17 protein-coding genes and 1 pseudogene are annotated in these 17,614 nt (G+C 71.7%); 13 read left to right on the top strand and 5 right to left on the bottom strand.

Annotated elements, in window-relative coordinates; genetic code table 11:
- Positions 1–37 precede the first annotated feature (37 nt).
- Positions 38–904: an arylamine N-acetyltransferase family protein gene (locus tag ABFX50_RS00450; RefSeq protein ID WP_346142280.1), complete on the top strand. Its 867-nt coding sequence runs from the start codon at positions 38–40 to the stop codon at positions 902–904.
- Here the strand turns inward: ABFX50_RS00450 and ABFX50_RS00455 are convergent.
- Positions 823–1,725, bottom strand: a complete 903-nt coding sequence (locus ABFX50_RS00455; protein ID WP_346142282.1) for a Rossmann-fold NAD(P)-binding domain-containing protein — start codon at positions 1,723–1,725, stop codon at positions 823–825. The two genes, ABFX50_RS00450 and ABFX50_RS00455, sit on opposite strands and share 82 nt — an antisense overlap.
- A gap of 70 nt (positions 1,726–1,795) precedes the next feature.
- On the opposite strand from ABFX50_RS00455, the gene ABFX50_RS00460 reads away from it, so the two are divergent.
- From ABFX50_RS00460 to ABFX50_RS00475, 4 genes and pseudogenes are all read left to right on the top strand, one after another.
- Positions 1,796–2,722, top strand: coding sequence for a GlxA family transcriptional regulator (locus ABFX50_RS00460; protein ID WP_346142284.1), 927 nt, complete (start codon positions 1,796–1,798; stop codon positions 2,720–2,722).
- 154 nt (positions 2,723–2,876) lie between these two features.
- Positions 2,877–3,215, top strand: a pseudogene (locus ABFX50_RS51240) (protein kinase domain-containing protein); the annotation flags it as partial.
- Positions 3,216–6,632: 3,417 nt separating this feature from the next.
- Complete coding sequence (locus ABFX50_RS00470) at positions 6,633–7,295, top strand: protein kinase family protein (RefSeq protein ID WP_346142286.1); 663 nt, start codon at positions 6,633–6,635, stop codon at positions 7,293–7,295.
- 252 nt (positions 7,296–7,547) lie between these two features.
- The gene (locus ABFX50_RS00475) at positions 7,548–7,739 is read left to right on the top strand and encodes a hypothetical protein (RefSeq protein ID WP_183649705.1); all 192 of its coding nucleotides are present in this window, start codon (positions 7,548–7,550) and stop codon (positions 7,737–7,739) included.
- 19 nt (positions 7,740–7,758) lie between these two features.
- On the opposite strand, the gene ABFX50_RS00480 is transcribed toward ABFX50_RS00475, so the two are convergent.
- On the bottom strand, positions 7,759–8,067 hold the full coding sequence (locus tag ABFX50_RS00480; protein ID WP_221241167.1) for a DUF3817 domain-containing protein: 309 nt from the start codon (positions 8,065–8,067) through the stop codon (positions 7,759–7,761).
- On the bottom strand, positions 8,067–8,837 hold the full coding sequence (locus tag ABFX50_RS00485) for an SURF1 family protein (protein WP_346142289.1): 771 nt from the start codon (positions 8,835–8,837) through the stop codon (positions 8,067–8,069). The genes ABFX50_RS00480 and ABFX50_RS00485 overlap by 1 nt, the downstream gene beginning before the upstream one ends.
- Before the next feature lie 105 nt (positions 8,838–8,942).
- On the opposite strand from ABFX50_RS00485, the gene ABFX50_RS00490 reads away from it, so the two are divergent.
- From ABFX50_RS00490 to ABFX50_RS00505, 4 genes are all read left to right on the top strand, one after another.
- Positions 8,943–9,116 carry a flagellar basal body-associated FliL family protein gene (locus ABFX50_RS00490; RefSeq protein WP_183649713.1) on the top strand — a complete coding sequence of 58 codons (174 nt, stop codon included), beginning with the start codon at positions 8,943–8,945 and terminating at the stop codon, positions 9,114–9,116.
- 131 nt (positions 9,117–9,247) lie between these two features.
- Positions 9,248–10,063, top strand: a complete 816-nt coding sequence (locus tag ABFX50_RS00495; protein WP_312895620.1) for a M24 family metallopeptidase — start codon at positions 9,248–9,250, stop codon at positions 10,061–10,063.
- Entirely contained in the window at positions 10,060–10,929 is an 870-nt protein-coding gene (locus ABFX50_RS00500) for a metal-dependent hydrolase (protein WP_346142292.1), read from the top strand. The genes ABFX50_RS00495 and ABFX50_RS00500 overlap by 4 nt, the downstream gene beginning before the upstream one ends.
- Positions 10,916–12,367 carry a flavin-containing monooxygenase gene (locus ABFX50_RS00505; protein WP_346142294.1) on the top strand — a complete coding sequence of 484 codons (1,452 nt, stop codon included), beginning with the start codon at positions 10,916–10,918 and terminating at the stop codon, positions 12,365–12,367. The genes ABFX50_RS00500 and ABFX50_RS00505 overlap by 14 nt, the downstream gene beginning before the upstream one ends.
- Here the strand turns inward: ABFX50_RS00505 and ABFX50_RS00510 are convergent, their stop codons facing one another.
- A complete protein-coding gene (locus tag ABFX50_RS00510; RefSeq protein WP_346142296.1) occupies positions 12,368–12,739 on the bottom strand; it encodes a peptidase inhibitor family I36 protein in 372 nt (123 codons plus the stop codon).
- Positions 12,740–12,815: 76 nt separating this feature from the next.
- Complete coding sequence (ggt, locus tag ABFX50_RS00515; protein WP_346142298.1) at positions 12,816–14,564, bottom strand: gamma-glutamyltransferase; 1,749 nt, start codon at positions 14,562–14,564, stop codon at positions 12,816–12,818.
- A 96-nt stretch (positions 14,565–14,660) separates the two neighbouring features.
- Here ggt and ABFX50_RS00520 point away from each other — a divergent pair, with 96 nt between their 5' ends.
- The 4 genes from ABFX50_RS00520 (at position 14,661) to ABFX50_RS00535 (ending at position 17,601) form a co-directional block, all read left to right on the top strand.
- Positions 14,661–15,761 (top strand): sensor histidine kinase, encoded by a 1,101-nt coding sequence (locus ABFX50_RS00520; protein ID WP_346142299.1) that lies wholly within the window; start codon positions 14,661–14,663, stop codon positions 15,759–15,761.
- Positions 15,758–16,405: a response regulator gene (locus ABFX50_RS00525; protein WP_346142301.1), complete on the top strand. Its 648-nt coding sequence runs from the start codon at positions 15,758–15,760 to the stop codon at positions 16,403–16,405. The genes ABFX50_RS00520 and ABFX50_RS00525 overlap by 4 nt, the downstream gene beginning before the upstream one ends.
- Before the next feature lie 114 nt (positions 16,406–16,519).
- Entirely contained in the window at positions 16,520–16,720 is a 201-nt protein-coding gene (locus ABFX50_RS00530; RefSeq protein WP_346142303.1) for a hypothetical protein, read from the top strand.
- A gap of 2 nt (positions 16,721–16,722) precedes the next feature.
- A complete protein-coding gene (locus tag ABFX50_RS00535; protein WP_346142305.1) occupies positions 16,723–17,601 on the top strand; it encodes a sulfite exporter TauE/SafE family protein in 879 nt (292 codons plus the stop codon).
- Positions 17,602–17,614 lie beyond the last annotated feature (13 nt).

Here is a 17,614-nt window from a genome sequence, read left to right on the forward strand (position 1 = left end):
CAGACGACACTGCCTCGGTCGTGCATATTTGGTGCACATGGACATCTCCGCCTACCTGCGCAGGCTCGGTCTCGAGGCCGCCCCTCCCTCACTCGACCAGCTGAAGGCGCTGCACGTCGCGCACATCGAGCGCGTGCCGTACGAGGCGCTGGAGATCTGGCTCGACCGCCCGACCACCGTCGATCCGGCCGAGTCCGCCGCGCGGATCGTCCGCGGGCGCGGAGGGTACTGCTACCACCTCAACGGCGCCTTCTCCCTGCTGCTCGAGGCGCTCGGCTACCAGGTGACCAGGCATGTCGGCGGCGTGCACATGCGTGGCGCCGAACCGGCGATCTCCGCCAACCATCTGGTTCTCACCGTGCGCCTGCCCGAAGGCGACTGGATGGTGGACCTCGGGCTCGGCGACGCTCTCCACGAGCCGCTCCCCCTGGCCGAGGGACGCTACCGCCAGGGGCCCTTCGAGTACGGCCTGCGCCCTTCGACAGTGGCCCCCGGCGGCTGGCACTTCGACCACGACCCCCGCGGCTCCTTCGCCGGCATGGACTTCGGCATGGAGCCGGCGCCGATGTCGGCCTTCGAGCAGATGCACAGGCACCTGACGACCTCTCCTGAGTCCGGGTTCGTCAGGGTGGCCACCGTGGCCCGCCGCGACGCCACGGGCGTCGACATCATGCGCGGGCTGTCGCTCACCAGGCTGGAGGCCGACAGCCGCGCCACGACCATGGAGACCTCAGCCGACTACTTCCAGGCTCTCGCGGACGTCTTCGGGCTGAGGTTCAACGCCGACGAGCGGGCGCTGCTCTGGGACAAGGTGTCCAGGGCTCACGCGGCCTGGACGGCCTCGGCGAGCACCTCGTCCACGGGCGAGGGCTTGATCCCGAGCACCTCCTCGGTCTCGGAGTAGTCCACCACGTAGGGCAGCCCCGGCGTGTGCAGGACCTCTCGCAGCTCGGCCCAGAACGGGTCGGTGAACGCGAGCAGCGCGAGCTCCCTCTCCGTCATGGGCTCGAGCCTCGGCGCGGGCGCGTCGGCGACGTCGGCCAGCCTGGTCGCCAGAGCCCGCACCGAGAGCGTCGCCACGGGCACGTGCCAGGCCCGGCCCCACACCCGCTCGTCCCTGGTGGCGGCGACCAGCGTGCGGGCGACGTCGCCGATGGCCGCGAAGCTGTGCGGCACGTCCAGCTCCGAGGGGACGAGGGCGAGCGCGCCCGAGAGCACCTGCGGCTGGACCAGCAGGCCGAACTCCGACATCACGCCCCTGCCGTAGAACTGTGCCGCCCGCACCTCGGTCACCCGCGCGCCTGACGACACCGCCTCCTCCCACATCGCGGCCCTGACCCTGCCCTTGGGGCCCTTCGCCAGCAACGGCAGGTCGGGGGTGATCGGGCCGTCGACGAGGCCGTAGCCGTACAGGTTGCCGAGCATCACGTAGGAAACGCCCGTCCGCTTCACCGCCTCCAGCAGCGAACCTGCCAGGGCGGGGAAGTGCGAGGGCCACAGGTGGTAAGCGGGGGCGGCGCAGTTGATCAGCGTGTCCGCGCCGTCGAGGAGCCTGGTCAGCTCGGCGGTGTCGGTCGCGTCCGCCGCGACCTTCTCGATGAGCGGATGGTCGGGCCCGGCTCCCTTGCGGCTGACGAGGCGCACCCGCTCGCCGTCCTCCGCGAGCAGCATGGCCGTACGGCTGGCGGTCGCCGCAGCGCCCGTGATCACATGAAGTTTCTGCATACCGCCACCCTGGCTTTCCGGTACGGCATGCGATAGTGGCCTGAATGCCAACCATCCGGAGGATCTGGCCATGCATCGGATCGCGGTCGTCATCGTCCCGCCCGTCATGAGCTTCGACGTGTCGATCCCGCACATGGTCTTCGGCGACGCGTCCGGCTACGAGATCGGGGTCTGCACCGCCGTACCGGGCAGGCTCGACACCGTCGGCGGCCCGCAGATCCACGTCCCCGACGGGCTCGGCCTGGTGAAGGGCGCCGACACCGTGATCGCCGTCGGCAGCGGAGGCGAGGACGCCGACCCCCGCACGCTCGACGCCCTTCGCACCGCCCACGCCGAGGGCGCGCGCATCGCCTCCCTCTGCACCGGCGCGTTCGTGCTCGCCCAGGCCGGGCTGCTCGACGGCCGCGACGCCACCACCCACTGGGGGCTGACCGGGGACCTGGCCGCGCGCTACCCGTCCGTCAACGTCCGCCCCGACGTCCTCTACGTCGAGGACGACGGCGTCTTCACCTCAGCGGGGGCGGCCGCCGCCATCGACCTGTGTCTCCACCTGGTGCGGCTCGACTTCGGCGCCGCCGCCGCCAACGCCGCCGCCAGGCTCGCCGTCGTCGCCCCCGTACGGCCAGGCGGCCAGGCGCAGTTCATCGAGACCCCGCTGCCTCCCGAGCGGGGCACCTCGCTCGCCGCCACCCGCGCGTGGGCGCTCGCCAGGATCGACAGGCCGCTGACTCTCAAGGATCTGGCCGCCCACGCCAGCACCAGCGTCCGCACCCTGACCAGGCGCTTCCACGCCGAGACCGGGCTCAGCCCGCTGCAGTGGCTGCTCCACCGGCGCGTCGACCGCGCCCGCGAGCTCCTGGAGACCACCGACCTGCCCATGGACCAGGTCGCCGAGCGCAGCGGACTGGGCAGCGCCGACTCCCTGCGCAAGCACCTCACCACCAGGGCGGGACTCACCCCGACCGCCTACCGCGCCACCTTCACCCGCCAGCGATGATGGTGGCAATTCACCACAAACCGCTATCGTGCTGTCTCGCTGCACGCGGTTGGACGGAGAAACCACGATGAACGGCCAACGCCGGCTGGCCGGACGCTATCGGCTGCTGAACACCCTGGGCAACGGATCGCTCTGGCTCGCCGCCGACGATCTCATGCGCCGCGACGTCGGAATCAGGGAGGTACGGCTCCCGCCCGACCCCGCCGCCCGCAGGGACCTGTGCGGTGCGGTCGGCCGCGAGGTCGGACTCGTCACAGGGCTCGGCCACGCCTCGATCGAGGCCGTCCACGAGGTGATCGTCGAGGACGGGCGCCCCTGGCTGGTCGTCGACCTCCCCCAGGGCCCCTCCCTCGAGCAGACGGTCCTCGAACGCCACCCTCTCCCGCCCGTGCAGGTCGCCCGCATCGCGGTGCACCTCATCTCGGCGCTGCGCGCGGTGCACGGGGTGGGGGTCGTGCACGGCGACATCCAGCCGTCCACCGTCGTCCTCACGCCCACGGGACGGGCCGTACTGACGGGCTTCGGTGTCTCCACCCCGTTCCGCCCCGCGTCGGTGGGACCCGCGGCCGACCTGTGGTCGCTGGCCGCGACGCTGCACTTCGGACTCGAGGGCCGCCCTCCTGAGCAGGGCCGGCCGATCGGGGGACCGCTCGGCCCCCTCCTGACCGACATGCTCCACCCCGACCCCTCGGCCCGGCCCTCGGCCGAAGCGGTCGCCGGCGCCTTCGCCGATCTGGCCCGCGCCACCGCCTCCCCCTCGACCACCCCTTCCCCGGCCGGATCCCCCCACGAGGAGCCCCCGCCGGCGGAACCCCGCGCCTGGGAGCAGCCCCCCTCCGACCCCGAGGCGAGTGGCACCTCTACCACGGGGCCGTCCGGCACGCCGCTGTCCTGGGAGCCGCTACCGGCCCCCGACCCGCCGACGTTCACCCCCGCCCGCCCGGTCGCCACCCCCGCGTCGGGCCACCGGCCACCCGTGGCGCCCGCGAACGACGAGCCTGAGGGCGAGCACTCCTCGGAGACCGCTCCCGACCACACGCTGCCCTCCGCCACGCCCGCGCACGCGCAGCCCGACCTCTCGGACGCCGAGTCCACCCAGCGAACCCCCCGCTCCACGCCGCTTCCCGACGACCTCGCCCCCACCGAGGAAGCCGCAGCCCCCCGGGACGCGAACCCCCACTCCACCCCCGGTCCCGGCTCTGGTCCGGGTCCCGACTCGGGTCCTCATTCCCGCGTCGATTCCGGCTCCGATCCGCATTTCGGCGTCGGCTCCACCGCCGGTTCCGACTCAGGCCGTCATTCCTCAGGCCCTCATGACGGCCTCGGCTTCGGGCCTGCCGCCGACCCGACGGTGCCCGGCGTCGTGCCGCACCTCGCGGAGGGACCTCCGACCGATCCGGGGATCGTCCGGTCGTATCCCGAAGACACACCTGACGACGGCGCGCCCCAGACGCACTGGGCTCCTCCCGCTGATCCCGAGGCGACCCAGGGCTTCCCGCTTCCCGCTCCCGTCGAGCCGGTCCCCGCCCCCTGGGAGGCTCCTCCACCTCCAGCGGCATGGGACACCCCACCCTCCCAGCCGATGTGGGACGCCCAGCCCCCTCAGCCGACCGGAGACACCCCGCCTTCCCAGGCGACGTGGGACACCCAGCCCCCCGATACGACCTGGGACGCCCGGCACCCTGGAACGACCCGGGATACCGAGACAGCTGAGGCGACCTGGGACGCCCGACCCTCCGGAACGACCCGGGAAACCGAAACCGCTGAGGTGACCTGGGACGCCCGACTCTCTGAACACACCCGGGACACCGAGACAGCCGAGGCCACCTGGGACGCCCGACCCTCTGAACACACCCAGGACACCGAAACCGCTGAGGCCACCTGGGAGGCCCCACGGTCCTCGACGACCTCGGACGCCCTTCACCCGGCGGCCTGGGAACCCCCGACCGCCTCGGGTGCGCCACCGCACCCGGCGGCCTGGCAGCCTCCGGCGACCTGGGATGCCCCACCGTCGCCGCCGACCTGGGACGCTCCCCCAACGCCGGCCGCCTGGGACGCCTCCGACCCGGCGGCGACGGGCCATGGCGGCGCCGTGCCAGGCCAGGGGTCCGCGATGACAGGATCTGACGGGCCGCCTTGGACGCCCGGAGATGAACCATCAGGTCCTACGGGTATGCCGCCGGGCCTTGGGAACTCGGCGTCCGCTCCTGCCGATCTGCCCCCGCCAGACGGCGTCCCCGCGCAGGGTCCTGCCGATCTGCCCCCAGGAGCTGGGGGCACCGTGCCGGATTCCGCCGATCCGCACCCGGGCGCGGATGGTCCCATGCTCGGGCCTACCGGCATGCCCCCGAGGCTTGGAGACCCCGTGTACGGGCCTCCCGGCGTGCAGCCGGGGCCCGGAGGTCCCATGTCAGGGCCCGTCGGTCCCGGAGGTCCCATGGCCGGGCCTGCGGGCATGCCCCCGGGGCCCGGGGGGCCGGGGTACGGGCCCGTCGGTGTGCAGCCGGGGTATGGGGGGCCGGTGCCGGGTCCTGCGGGTATGCCGCCGGGACCTGGGATGGCCTATCCCGGTGCTGGAGGTCCTCCCGCCGAGGGTCAGGGCGAGCGGCCTTCGTTGCTTCGCCGGGTTCTGCGTCGTGGCGGCAAACAGCAGGCCGCCCAGCCGGGGCCACAGGCCGCACCGCATCCGGGCACGCCGCCCGGTCCTTGGGGACCGGCGCCCGCCGCGCCGCCCATGGCCGGAACCGCATGGCCTCATGGCGCCCCACCACCCCCCCGCACGCCCCAGGCCCCTGGCCCGTTCCCACCTCCCGGCATGCCACCGACCCCCGACATGCCGCCGGGCGACGGAATCCCGTCAGGCTCCGTGATGCCGCCAGGCGACGGAATGCCGTCAGGCCCTGTGATGCCGCCAGGCGTCGGGATGCCGTCAGGCCCTGTGATGCCACAGAACGTCGGGATGCCGTCGGGTTCCGTGATGCCACCGCCTCCAGGGATGACGGACGCCCCAGGAGCGCCGCCATCTGCGGGGATGCCGTCAGGACCCGCTGTGCCGCCTCCTGGGATGCCTCCGGGTCCGGGGATGCCGCCGTACGGGCCCGGCATGCCGCCTGCTCCCGGGAGCCCGGCCGATGCCTCCCTGCCCGCCGCCCCGCCGTGGGAACCGCAGCCGGGCGGCCTCGTACCGCCCTGGGAACCGCAGCCGAGCGGCCCCACGTCCTGGGAACCGCAGCAGCCGGGCGGCCCCACACCATCCTGGGAACCGCAGCAGCCGGGTGGCCCCACGTCCTGGGAACCCCAGGCGGGCCCCACCTCGTGGGAGCCCCAGCAGCAGGGCGCCCCCACGCCATGGGAGCCGCAGTCGGGCGGGGCTTGGGAGCCCGAGGGTGGGGTCGGGGCAGGTCCCGAAGGCGCGTCGCAGGCCGCGTGGGGGCCCCATTCATCGAGTGGGCCTCAGCACCCATGGGCGCCGCCCCCCGCCTCCGCCCCCCAGCCGTGGGGGCCTCCGCAGGGAGACGTCGGATGGACGCCCGCCCCTGAGGGCCCACGACCCGCCCCAGCCGGTGCACCGCCTGCTCAGGACGCGCAGCCCGGTGGGTGGATGCCGCCTGTCGGTCCGTCCGGCCCTTGGGGCCCGCCCCCCGAGAACTGGGGAGGCCCGGGACCGGACGGCCAGGCACCGCAACCATGGGCACCCGCCCCGGACGCACCTCCAGCACAGGCACCGCAACCATGGGCGCCAGGCCAGCACGCGTCCCAACCGGAGCCATGGGCGCCAGGCCAGGAACAGCCGGAGCAACCGTGGATGCCAGGCCAGCACGCGTCCCAACCAGAGCAGCCATGGGCGCCGGGCCAGGAACAGCCGGAACAGCCGTGGGCGTCAGGCCGGGAACAGCCGGAGCAGCCGTGGATGCCGGGCTCCGACAGCTGGGGACCGCCGCCGAGCCGGGCGGCGCAGTCGTGGGAACCCGCGATCGACGCCGCGCCCCCTGTGCTGGCCGCTGGTCACGACGAGCCCGAGCCGCCCCCCATCGTGGAGACGACGGCTCCCTTCAGGCGGCCCGCCTACAGCGGTCCCCTCGTGCTCACCGAGGAGCAGGAGACGGCGGCGGCCCCCAGGGCCGAGCGTCCACCGCGGACGCTGGACCAGCTGCTGGCCGAGGACGGCCTGCTGACGCCGGAGGCCGCCGCCCGGCTCGGACTGGCGGTGCTCGACCGCCTCGCGGCCGTGCACGGCGTGGGCGGCCACCACGGCGACCTGCGTCCCGCAAGCATCCTGGTCGGCGGTGACGATCAGGTGCGGCTGGCCGATCCGTCACCCGCGCCTGGGCTGTCTCCCTACACCGCGCCCGAGGGCGGCATCGGACCGGCGGCCGACCTGTGGTCGCTGGGCGCCACGCTGTTCACGGCGGTCGAAGGGCGTCCTCCCGCGCCCGGCGCGCCGCTGACGAGGGCGGGCGTGCTGGCTCCCGTGCTGTTCCGCCTGCTGTCGGGGGTCCCCGCGCAACGACTCACGGCCGACGCGCTGCGTCTGGACCTGCGGACGATCGCAGGCGAGCCGAGCCGTCCGTGAACGCCGTCTCCAAGGGACGGTGAACGCACGAGGAGCGTCCCCTGGACGGGCGGTGAGCGGTGACCGCGGAGGCGCCCTCCCGTGCGGCAGCCGTAAGGGAAGGTCCGACGGGAGGGGCCGCGCCTGGAGCCGAAGGCTCCGGAAAATGAGATATATCGCGGATGGAACCGTGCGGGGGCTGCCGATCGTTGGACGGACGACGCAGAATGTGGAAAGGCGGGGCGCGGGCTCCGCGTTCGGAGGGATTTGAGGATGTCGCCCGTCCAGAAGTACGCCATAGGCGCCGGTATAGCCGTCCTGCTGTCGTGGATCTTCCTGCCCGGCTGGCTCACCCTGCTGGTGGTGCTCGGCGTGGTCGCCGCCCCTGTGGTCGGCTACATGATGCTCGACCCCTCGCAGCGCGAGCGGCTCAAGAGGGCGCGCCGCCGCGGGATCGGCGGCTAGAGCAAGGGGCGGGAGGCCCTCAGGCCGCGATGGTCTCCCGCACCCCGGCCGTCACCCTGCGCTCGACGTAGAACGACAGCAGCGGCACCGTGCCCGCGAGCATGATGCCGAGCATGCGCCCCCAGCTCCAGCGGGCCTTCATGCCGAGGTTCATCACGGCGATCAGGTAGAGCATGTAGAGGAACCCGTGGATCGGCGAGACGATCTTGGAGGGCTCCGGGATGTCGAAACCGTACCTGAGCACGATGGCCACGCAGAGCACGAGCAGCATGGTGCCGACGATGTACGCGAGGACCCGGAAGGGCTTGAGAGCGGACTCCACGATCATCAACCTTCTAGAGCGACTTCGGGGGACTTGCTGGCGGAGGAGGAGCGGACGGCGTCGCGGACGAAGTGGAACCACATGAACACGGCGAACCCCGCGAAGATCCACCAGTTGGCCGCGTAGGCCAGGTTGCGCCAGGTGAGCGTGCCGCCCGTGACGGGTGGCGCCACCTTGACGGGGGTCAGGCCAGGGGTCGGCGCGACCACGAACCCGTTGCGCACCTTCTCACCCCGCCACAGGTTGATCAGCTCGGCGGTGGAGACCGTCTGCACCTGTCCTGCGGGCACGCCGCCCGCCCTGCGCTGGACGCTGTCGGTGCCCTCGGGCGCGCGCAGCCGCCCGCTCACCGTCACCTGCCCAGCCGGTACGGCGATGGCGGGGTCGTCGGCCTTGGGCACCCATCCCCGCACCACCGGCACCATCGTGTCGTCGGGCAGCACGAGCGGGGTGAGCACCCAGTAGCCCTCGCCCCTGGAGACGTTGCCGCCGGGAGCGGCGACGTCGGGCCTGCGGTCGGCGACGAGCAGTTGCCTGGCCGCGTCGTAGGACCCGGACGCGGTGACCTTGCGGCCCACGGCGGGCCCTTCGATCTGGGCGCCGACCCTGCTGAGCGTCTCGACGGCGACGGGCGCGGGGTCCACGCTGGCGTGCGGCTTGCCTGACTCCTCGAACACGCCGAGCTGCCAGCGTCCGAGCAGGATGAAAGACACCAGAACCCCGATCACGAGCAGGTGCAACCCCAGCATGCGGGGTGAGAGCAGGGTTCTGAGCATGCGTTCACGGTATCCGCCCACTCCGCCGGTCCGATAATCGAGTGGCCCTATCGAGTCATGCCAAAAGGTGCAAATGCACCAGGTGATCCCGCTAGAGTGCAACGCATGTCTGACCAGCACATCGATCCTGCGGGGAACACTCAGCAGTTCCGCGCGTTCGCCCAGCGGTCCGAGAACGAGTCGGCGGCCGCGCCCAAGCGCTCCGCCGCCCTCCCGATCATCGCGGTGGTCCTCGCCATCGCGATCGTCGGCGTGGTCGCCTACCTGCTCCTGGTCTAGTCGCCAGGAGCCCCTCCACCCGCCGCGAGACGAGTCACGGCGGGTTTTTGTCGTGTCCTGAGACGCTCGGGCACTCCGGATCGGAGCTCTCCTCTGGACCCCGGCCAGGGTGAATGACTACATTGGACTATGTGTCCAATAAAGTCGATCTGGACAGGTTCCGCGAGGTGCAGCGGCTCGCCTACCGGGGCGCCGAGCACGTGGCCTCCCGGCTCGAACCCGGCGTCACGGAGCGCATGGCCGCGGCCGCGCTGCGCCGGTGGCTGGAGCGCCACGGCGTCGACGACTGGTTCCACGTCCCGTTCGCCTGGTTCGGCGAGCGCACGGCCTTCCGCCGCTTCCGCTTCCCGACGCAGTTCCTGCCGACCAACACGCGGCTCGCGGACGGCATGCCGTACGTGCTGGACGCCGCGCCCGTCGTGGACGGCTACGTCGCCGACATCGGTCTCTCGGGCCGCCTGGGCTCCAACCCCGTCTGGGATCGGCTGGACAGGGACCTGTCCGTCCATCGGTCGGCCATCCTCGACCTCGTACGGCAGCGCCGCACGTTCAGCGACATCTACCGCGCGGTCGACGACCTGATCGCCCGCCAGGGCAACACCAACAGGCACCAGGTCTATCCCGGCAGGGTGATCGGCCACCAGGTGACGCGCATCCGCGTGGGCGGCCCGCGCTTCGTCGTCCTCGACTCCTTCGGCGTGCGGACGCTCAGGACCATCGGCAGGGAGCTGATCAAGGAGAGGCTCGAAGGACGCTCTCCGCTATGGGCGGGCGGCGCGGCCTCCGCCCATCCGCCCACTCCCGGGCTGTGGGCGGTCGAGCCCCACCTCGGCACGGAGGGCGACAGCGTGGGCGCCAAGTTCGAGGAGGTCATGGTCGTCACCGCCGACGACGCCTTCTGGCTCGACGACGACCTGCCCCACGTCCACCGCTGGAGGCGGGCGTGATCCACCCGCGCAGGGTGCGCTTCTCCTGGGAGGAGACGCCGCTCCACTGGGTGCCGGGCGACCCCTTCACCACCCATCTGATCAACGTGCTGCACATGCTGCTCCCCGCGGGCGAGCGCTGGTTCGTGCACGTCTTCAGGCAGGCGCTGCCGTACGTCACGGACGACGAGCTGAAGGCCGAGGTCAAGGGGTTCATGGGCCAGGAGGGCACGCACGCCGTGGCCCACCAGCGCGTCCTCGAGCACATGAAGGAGCAGGGCCTCGACCCCACGCCCTTCGTCGAGAACGTCGAGTGGCTCTTCGAACGCCTGCTCGGCGACCACACGCTGCCGCCGACGGCCAGGCGGTACTGGCTCAGGGAGCGGCTGGCGATCATCGCGGCGATCGAGCACTACACCGCGGTGCTCGGCGACTGGATCCTGCGCGCCAGGCCTCTGGACGAGGCGGGCGCCGACCCGGTGATGATGGACCTGCTGCGCTGGCACGGTGCGGAGGAGGTCGAGCACCGCAGCGTCGCCTTCGACCTCTACACGCATCTCGACGGCTCCTACGCCCGCAGGGCGCGCACGATGGCGCTGACGGGCGCCGTGCTGCTCTTCCTGCTCAGGCGCGGCGCGGGGTTCCTGCTGGCCAACGACCCGATCGTGGACGGCCGCGTGACCGCCAGGTGGACCCACTTCCTCCGCAGGTCGCGCGAGGGCAGGGTGCCGACGCTGCGCAGCCTGGTCATGGCCGCGCCCCGGTACCTGCGGCCCGGCTTCCACCCCAGCCAGGAAGGTGACCTCGGAGCCGCCCTGGACTACATCGCGATCTCCCCCGCGCACGCCGAGTTCGAGTCGTACAGGAGGGCCCGTGGAAAGCAGTGACAAACCGGGAATCGTCATCATCGGCTCCGGCTTCGCCGGAATCGGCATGGCGATCAAGCTGAAGGAGGCCGGCTACCACGACTTCGTCATCCTGGAGAAGGCCGAGGACCTGGGCGGCACCTGGCGCGACAACACCTACCCCGGCTGCGCCTGCGACATCCCCTCGCACATGTACTCCTACTCCTTCGAGCTCAACCCCGGCTGGTCGCGGATGTTCTCTCCGCAGGAGGAGATCTGGGAGTACATGCGGGCGTGCGGGTGGAAGTACGGCATCGACCCCCACGTCCGGTACGGCAAGCACGTCGTGAGCCTCGAGTACCTCGGCCGCGAATGGGAGATCACCACCGCGGACGGCGAGGTCATGAGGGCCAACGCGGTGATCTCCGCCATCGGCGCCCTCCACATCCCGAAATTTCCGGAAATTGCGGGGCGGTTCGCGGGGCCTTCGTTTCACTCCGCCGAGTGGGACCACTCCGTGGAGCTCAAGAACAAGCGCGTCGCCGTCATCGGCACCGGCGCCTCCGCCGTCCAGTTCGTCCCGCGGATCGCCCCCGAGGCCGCCCACCTCACGCTCTTCCAGCGCACACCTCCGTGGATCCACCCGAAGCCCGACTTCGCCGTCTCCCCCGCCATGCGGCAGGCGCTCCGCCTGCCGGGAGCGGCCCGCGCGCTGCGCAACGGCATCTACTGGGCGCTGGAGACCAGGGCGCTGGGCTTCGCCGTCGACCCGCGCCTGATGAAGGTGCACGAGAGACTGGCCCTGCGGCATCTCGAACGCCAGGTCCCCGACGGGGAACTGCGCCGCAAGCTCACCCCCGGCTACACGATCGGCTGCAAGCGCATCCTCATCTCCAGCGATTTGTATCCGGCGCTGAGCAGGGAGAACGTCACCCTCGTCACCGAGGGGATCACCGAGCTGCGCGACCACGCCGTCGTCGACGCCACGGGCGGGGCGCACCCCGCCGACGTGGTGATCTACGGCACCGGCTTCAGGGTGACCGACGCCCTGCAGGAGCAGCGCATCGTCGGCAGGGAGGGGCTGAAGATCCAGGACGCGTGGCAGGACGGCATCGAGGCCTACTACGGCATCACCACCGCCGGCTTCCCCAACCTGTTCTTCCTGCTGGGCCCGAACACGGGGCTGGGCCACAACTCGGTGGTGTTCATGATCGAGTCGCAGGTCCGCTATGTCATGGACTGCCTGCGCCTGCTGTCGAAGACGGGTGCGAGGGCGATCGACGTCAGGCCCGAGCGGCAGCGAGCCTTCAACGAGCGGCTGCAGGAGCGGCTGAACCGGCTGGTCTGGACCGAGGGCGGCTGCCGGTCGTGGTATCTGGATGAGCACGGCGTCAACAGGACGACCTGGCCGGGCTTCACCTTCGAGTACTGGGCGCGTACCAGGAAGATGAAGCCCGACGCCTATGAGCTGATCTACTAGCTAGCAATAACGGGCAGGCGCGATTCGGTCCATTTTGTAACCGAAACGGCCTCGGTAGTTGGCGCTGTAGTCACCGTCCGAGGCCCTCCGCCGGTCGTGCCAGTTCCATTCGGAGTCGGCCGTGTCGACGAAGCAGGCGCCGCGGTTGGCCACGAACGAGCCCACGTTGTCGGCGTGGGTGCCGCCGACGAAGACGTTGCCGTTCCCCTCCCACCAGGCGAAGACGGCTCCGGTGTAGTTGGCGCCTGTCCACAGGCACACGTGCGCGTGGCACGGCGGCGGCGCCGCCACCGCGCCCTCCGCCGACGCGGCCGGCATGGCCAGCGCGCCGGCGACCAGGGCGGAGGTGACCAGCAGGTGCAGGGGTCTCATACGGGGGGTTCCTCTCACGACGAGTTTCGGACACCCCGCACCCTATGGCGTTGCGTAATTCTCTGACTACGGACAGTTAGTGAGGTCTCACCACCACGGCGCTGCCGCCGCCTCGCCGTACCGGCTCGGCCACGGCCTGGATCCTGCCCCTGCCCACGAACTCCAGCGCGGTGGCGGCGCCGATCTCGGGGTTCGGCGCGAAGACGTGGCCCTTGGCCCTGAGCTCGGCGCCGTGGTTGTCGATGAAGCCGGGCTCGGCCTGGGTCTGCGCGGTGTTGCGCTGCGTCGCCCTCGGGGCGGCGAGCGCCTCGGGAAGCTTCATGCCCAGCTCGTAGCGGTTGACCAGGATCTGCAGCACGGTCGTGATGATCGTGGAGCCGCCCGGCGAGCCCACGGCCAGCACCGGCTTGCCGTGGTCGAGCACGATGGTCGGGGCCATCGAGGAGCGGGGGCGCTTGCCCGGAGCCGGCAGGTTCGGGTCACCTGGGGCGGGGCCGAAGGTGAAGTCGGTCAGCTCGTTGTTGAGCAGCACGCCGCGGCCCGGCACCACGATGCCGTTGCCGCCGGTGGACTCGATCGTCAGGTTGTAGGCCACGACGTTGCCCCAGCGGTCGGCGACGACCAGGTGGGTGGTCTCAGGGCCCTCCTCCGCGGGCGAAGGCGCGCTCTCCGACAGGGGCGGCCCGCAGTCGGTGTAGCTGCCGTCCGGCTCGCCGGGCGGGGCGGGGTGCGCCATCGCGCGCTCCCCCACCAGGCAGGCGCGCTCCTTGGCGAAGCCGTCGCTGAGCAGTTCGGCCATCGGCACGTTCGGGATGTCCCCGACGTACTTGCCCCTGTCGGCGAAGGCCAGGCGCGAGGCCTCCAGGTACTCGTGCATGCCGACGCTCGGCAGGGCCTCGAGGATGTTGAGCGCCTCGCCGACCGTGGAGCCTCCGGAGGAGGGGATCGGCATGCCGTACACCTGCATGCCCTTGTAGTCGACGCGCGTCGGCTCGCGCAGCAGCGCCCTGTAGGCGGTCAGGTCGGAGACCTCCATCAGGCCAGGACGCACGTTGCGCGTCGCGCCCGGCGTGATCGGCGGGTTCTTGACCGTCCTGACGATCTCCTGGCCGAGCCGCCCGCCGTACAGCCACTCGCCACCGCGCCTGCCCAGCTCGCGGTAGGTGTCGGCGAGCTCGGGATTCCTGAACACCGAGCCCACGGGCGGCGGCGCGCCGTTGGGCAGGTAGAGCTTGGCGGTGGAGGCGATGTCCTTGAACCTGGCGGCGTTGGCGGCGGTCTGGTCGTGGAAGGTCTGGTCGACCACGAAACCCTTGTGCGCGACCTCGATCGCCGGTTTCAGCGCCTCACGCAGGCTCGTCGTGCCGAACCTGCGCAGCGCGAGCTCCCACTGCGCGACCGCCCCCGGCACGCCCGCCGACAGGCCGCTCGTCACGGCCTCCTCGAACGGGACGCCCTCGAGCGAGGTCGGCGTCATCGCGGCGGGCGCGGTCTCGCGGCCGTCGATCGAGTGGACCTTCCCGCGCCTGGCGTCGTAGTAGACCATGAAGCCACCACCGGCCAGGCCCGCGGAGTACGGCTCGGTGACGCCCAGCACCGCGCCCGCCGCCACCGCGGCGTCCATGGCGTTGCCGCCCTTCTGGAGCACGGCGAGCGCGGCCTTGCTGGCGTCGAGGTCGACGGTGGCCACGGCGCCGCCGTACCCCTCGGCGACGGGCTGCTTCTGCGGCGTGGGCGGTGGCTTGTGCTCGGCGGCGACGGGTGCGAGGGGTGCGACCACGAGCAGCGGCGTGGCGGCGACGATGGCGAGGATGTGTCGGCGCATGAAAGCAACAATGGACCAGGTACGCCCGAGGTGGTAGGGCCCCCTGCGACATCGGTGGGATGTCGGGGCCGGGACGGCTCGTCTAGCGTGGACCCCGTGCGCAAGACCGCTTATCTCGCCCTCGTGGTCGCGGTGTTCCAGGTGATCGCCTCCCACGGGGCGCACGCCGGGCAGCTCGAACGGCTGCGTGTCGATTCTCTCGGCACCGTGCTGCTGCTCGTCGGCCCGGTGGCGATCCTGGCCACGCGGCGTTTCCCGATCACCTCGCTGGCCGCCACGCTGGTGGCGACCTGCGTCTTCATGGCCCTGGGCTACCCCTACGGGCCGGTCTTCCTGAGCCCGGTCATCCTGCTGTTCAAGACCCTCGCCGAGGGCCGCAGGAAGGTGGCGTGGATCGCCTCGGCGATCACGGCGGCGTACTTCCTCGTCTACTCCACGTGGCTGGTGGACCGACCGGCCGCCGGCGCGTGGCACGTCCTCGCCATCGTCGCCGTCATGCTGCTGATCCTGGCGGCGGGAGAGGTGGCGCGTTTCCGGCGCGAGGGGCGCGCCGAGCACGCCAGGGTGGCCGAGGAGGAGTCGCGACGGCAGGCCAGCGAGGAGCGCCTGACGATGGCGCAGGAGCTGCACGACGTGCTGGCGCACAACATCTCGCTGATCCACGTGCAGGCCTCCACGGCGCTGCACCTCTTGGACGACGACCCCTCGCAGGCCAGGCCCGCGCTCACCACGATCAAGGCGGCCTCCAAGGAGGTGCTCGGCGAGCTGCGCTCGGTGCTGAACGTCCTGCGCGACGGCGCGCCCCGCTCCCCGACCGCCGGCCTCGACCGCGTCGGCGAACTGATCGAGCGGTCGGGCATGGACGTGTCGCTCAGGCAGGTCGGCTCCAGGCCGCTGCCCTCCCAGGTGGAGCGGGCGGCCTACCGCATCGTGCAGGAGTCGCTCACCAACGCCGCCCGCCACGCCCCTGGTGCCAAGGTGAACGTGCGGCTGGAGTACCTGCCGGCCGAGCTGGTCATCACGGTCGACGACACAGGGCCCACCACGCCCGCCGTCCTGTCCGAGGAGGGCAGCGGCAACGGCATCCCGGGCATGAGGGAGCGGGCCTCCGCGCTGGGCGGCACACTGGTCGCCGGCCCCACGGGGACGGGGTTCCAGGTCGAGGCGAGGCTGCCACTACCGGAGGAGACGGAATGATCAAGGTGCTGCTGGCCGACGACCAGGCGCTGGTGCGCGCGGGCTTCAAGGCGCTGCTCGACGCGCAGCCCGACATGAGCGTGGTCGCCGAGGCCGCCGACGGGGCGCAGGCCGTACGGCTGGCCGCCTCGGCCGCGCCCGACGTCGTGCTGATGGACATCCGCATGCCGGGCACCGACGGCCTGACCGCGACCAGGCAGATGCCCGCGGGGCCGCGCATCATCATCCTGACCACCTTCGAGCTGGACGAGTACGTCTTCGAGGCGTTGCGCGGCGGCGCCAGCGGATTCCTGGTCAAGGACACCGAGCCTGCCGAGCTCATCCAGGCGGTGCGGGTGGTGGCCGCCGGCGAGGCGCTGCTGTCGCCCTCGGTGACCAGGCGGCTGATCGCGGAGTACGCCACGAGGGCCAAGGAGCCGATGTCCGCCGACGGCCTCGGACTGCTGACCGAGCGGGAGCGCGAGGTGCTGGCGCTGGTCGGGACCGGCATGACCAACGACGAGATCGCGGCCAAGCTGTTCATGTCCCCCGCCACCGCGAAGACGCACGTCAGCAGGGCGATGATGAAGCTGCACGCCCGCGACCGTGCCCAGCTCGTGGTCATCGCCTACGAGTCGGGACTGGTCAGGCCCGGCTGGCTCTGAGCATCTCGCCGGGGGCGAGGTCAACCTGCCGGCCGGTGAAAGAACTGTTACTGGCCGCTCTCGGAGCGTGAGATTACCGTGCAGGTAAAGACTACTTCGAGAGTGGGGAATCGAATGCAGCCGATCGCCCGATTCTGCGGCAACTGCAGTTGCGGCTGCCCCGAGCTGTTCGTCGACCCGTCCGCGCCCGAAGAACGTCAGGTGGTCATCACCGACGACTTCGGCCAGCGGGTCGAGATGAGCCTCGACCAGTTCGGCTCGATCGTCGAGGCCGCCAAGAACGGCTCGCTGGACAATTTGGCGCTCGTTCACTGAGCGTGGAGCCGGTCGCCCTGTTCGTCAGCGGGACCGCCGCCGGCCTGGTGGCGGGAACCGCTTCGTGTACGGCCGTGCAGGGCGGCCTGCTGTTCGGCCTGCAGGGAACGCCACGGGTGGTGGCGCGGTTCCTCGCCGGCCGCCTGGCCTCCTACGTCACGGCAGGGGCGGTGCTCGGCGCACTGGGCTCGATGGTCAGGCTCCCCCCGCCGGTCAGAGCGGGCATGCTGGTCGCGGCGGGGTTCATGGTGATCTTCTTCGCCCTGCGGATGCTCCGCCACCGGCGCTGCGAGCCGCGACCACCCGCGCGACGCCTGAAGGCTCCCCTCCTGGGCGCGGCCACCGTCCTGCTGCCCTGCGGAGTGACGCTGAGCATGGAGATGCTGGCCGTCACGTCGGCGTCGGCGGTCGGCGGAGCGGCCGTGATGGGCGGATTCGTGGTGGGCACCGCCCCGGCGTTCGCCCTCCTGGGGTTCGTCCTCCGGCGGGTTTCTCAGAGCAGGCTGGCCGCTTTCGCCGGGGTCGTGGCGGTGGCGGCGGGTCTGTGGACGATCACGTCGGGCCTCAGCCTGGGCGGCTGGCTGCCGCAGGAGGCGAGCCGTGCGGCGGCCATGGCCAAGACCGGTCCAGGAGGCGTGCAGCTGCTGACGATCTGGGCGACCGAGCGCGGCTACCGGCCCGGCGTCTCGCAGGCCAGGGCGGGGGTCCCTGTCGAAGTCGACTTCCGTGCGGGAGAGGGAGCGGCCTGCGCCACCCACCTCACCATCGACGGCAGAGACGTCGATCTCCCGGCCACTGTCCGCCTCCCCGCGCAGCCTCCCGGTCAGCTGAGGTATGTCTGCGCCATGGGGATGTTCACCGGTTTCATCACCTTCCGCTGAACCGGCCGTCCCG

It is taken from the genome of Nonomuraea recticatena, from assembly GCF_039533245.1.
GTDB classification, from domain to species: domain Bacteria; phylum Actinomycetota; class Actinomycetes; order Streptosporangiales; family Streptosporangiaceae; genus Nonomuraea; species Nonomuraea roseola.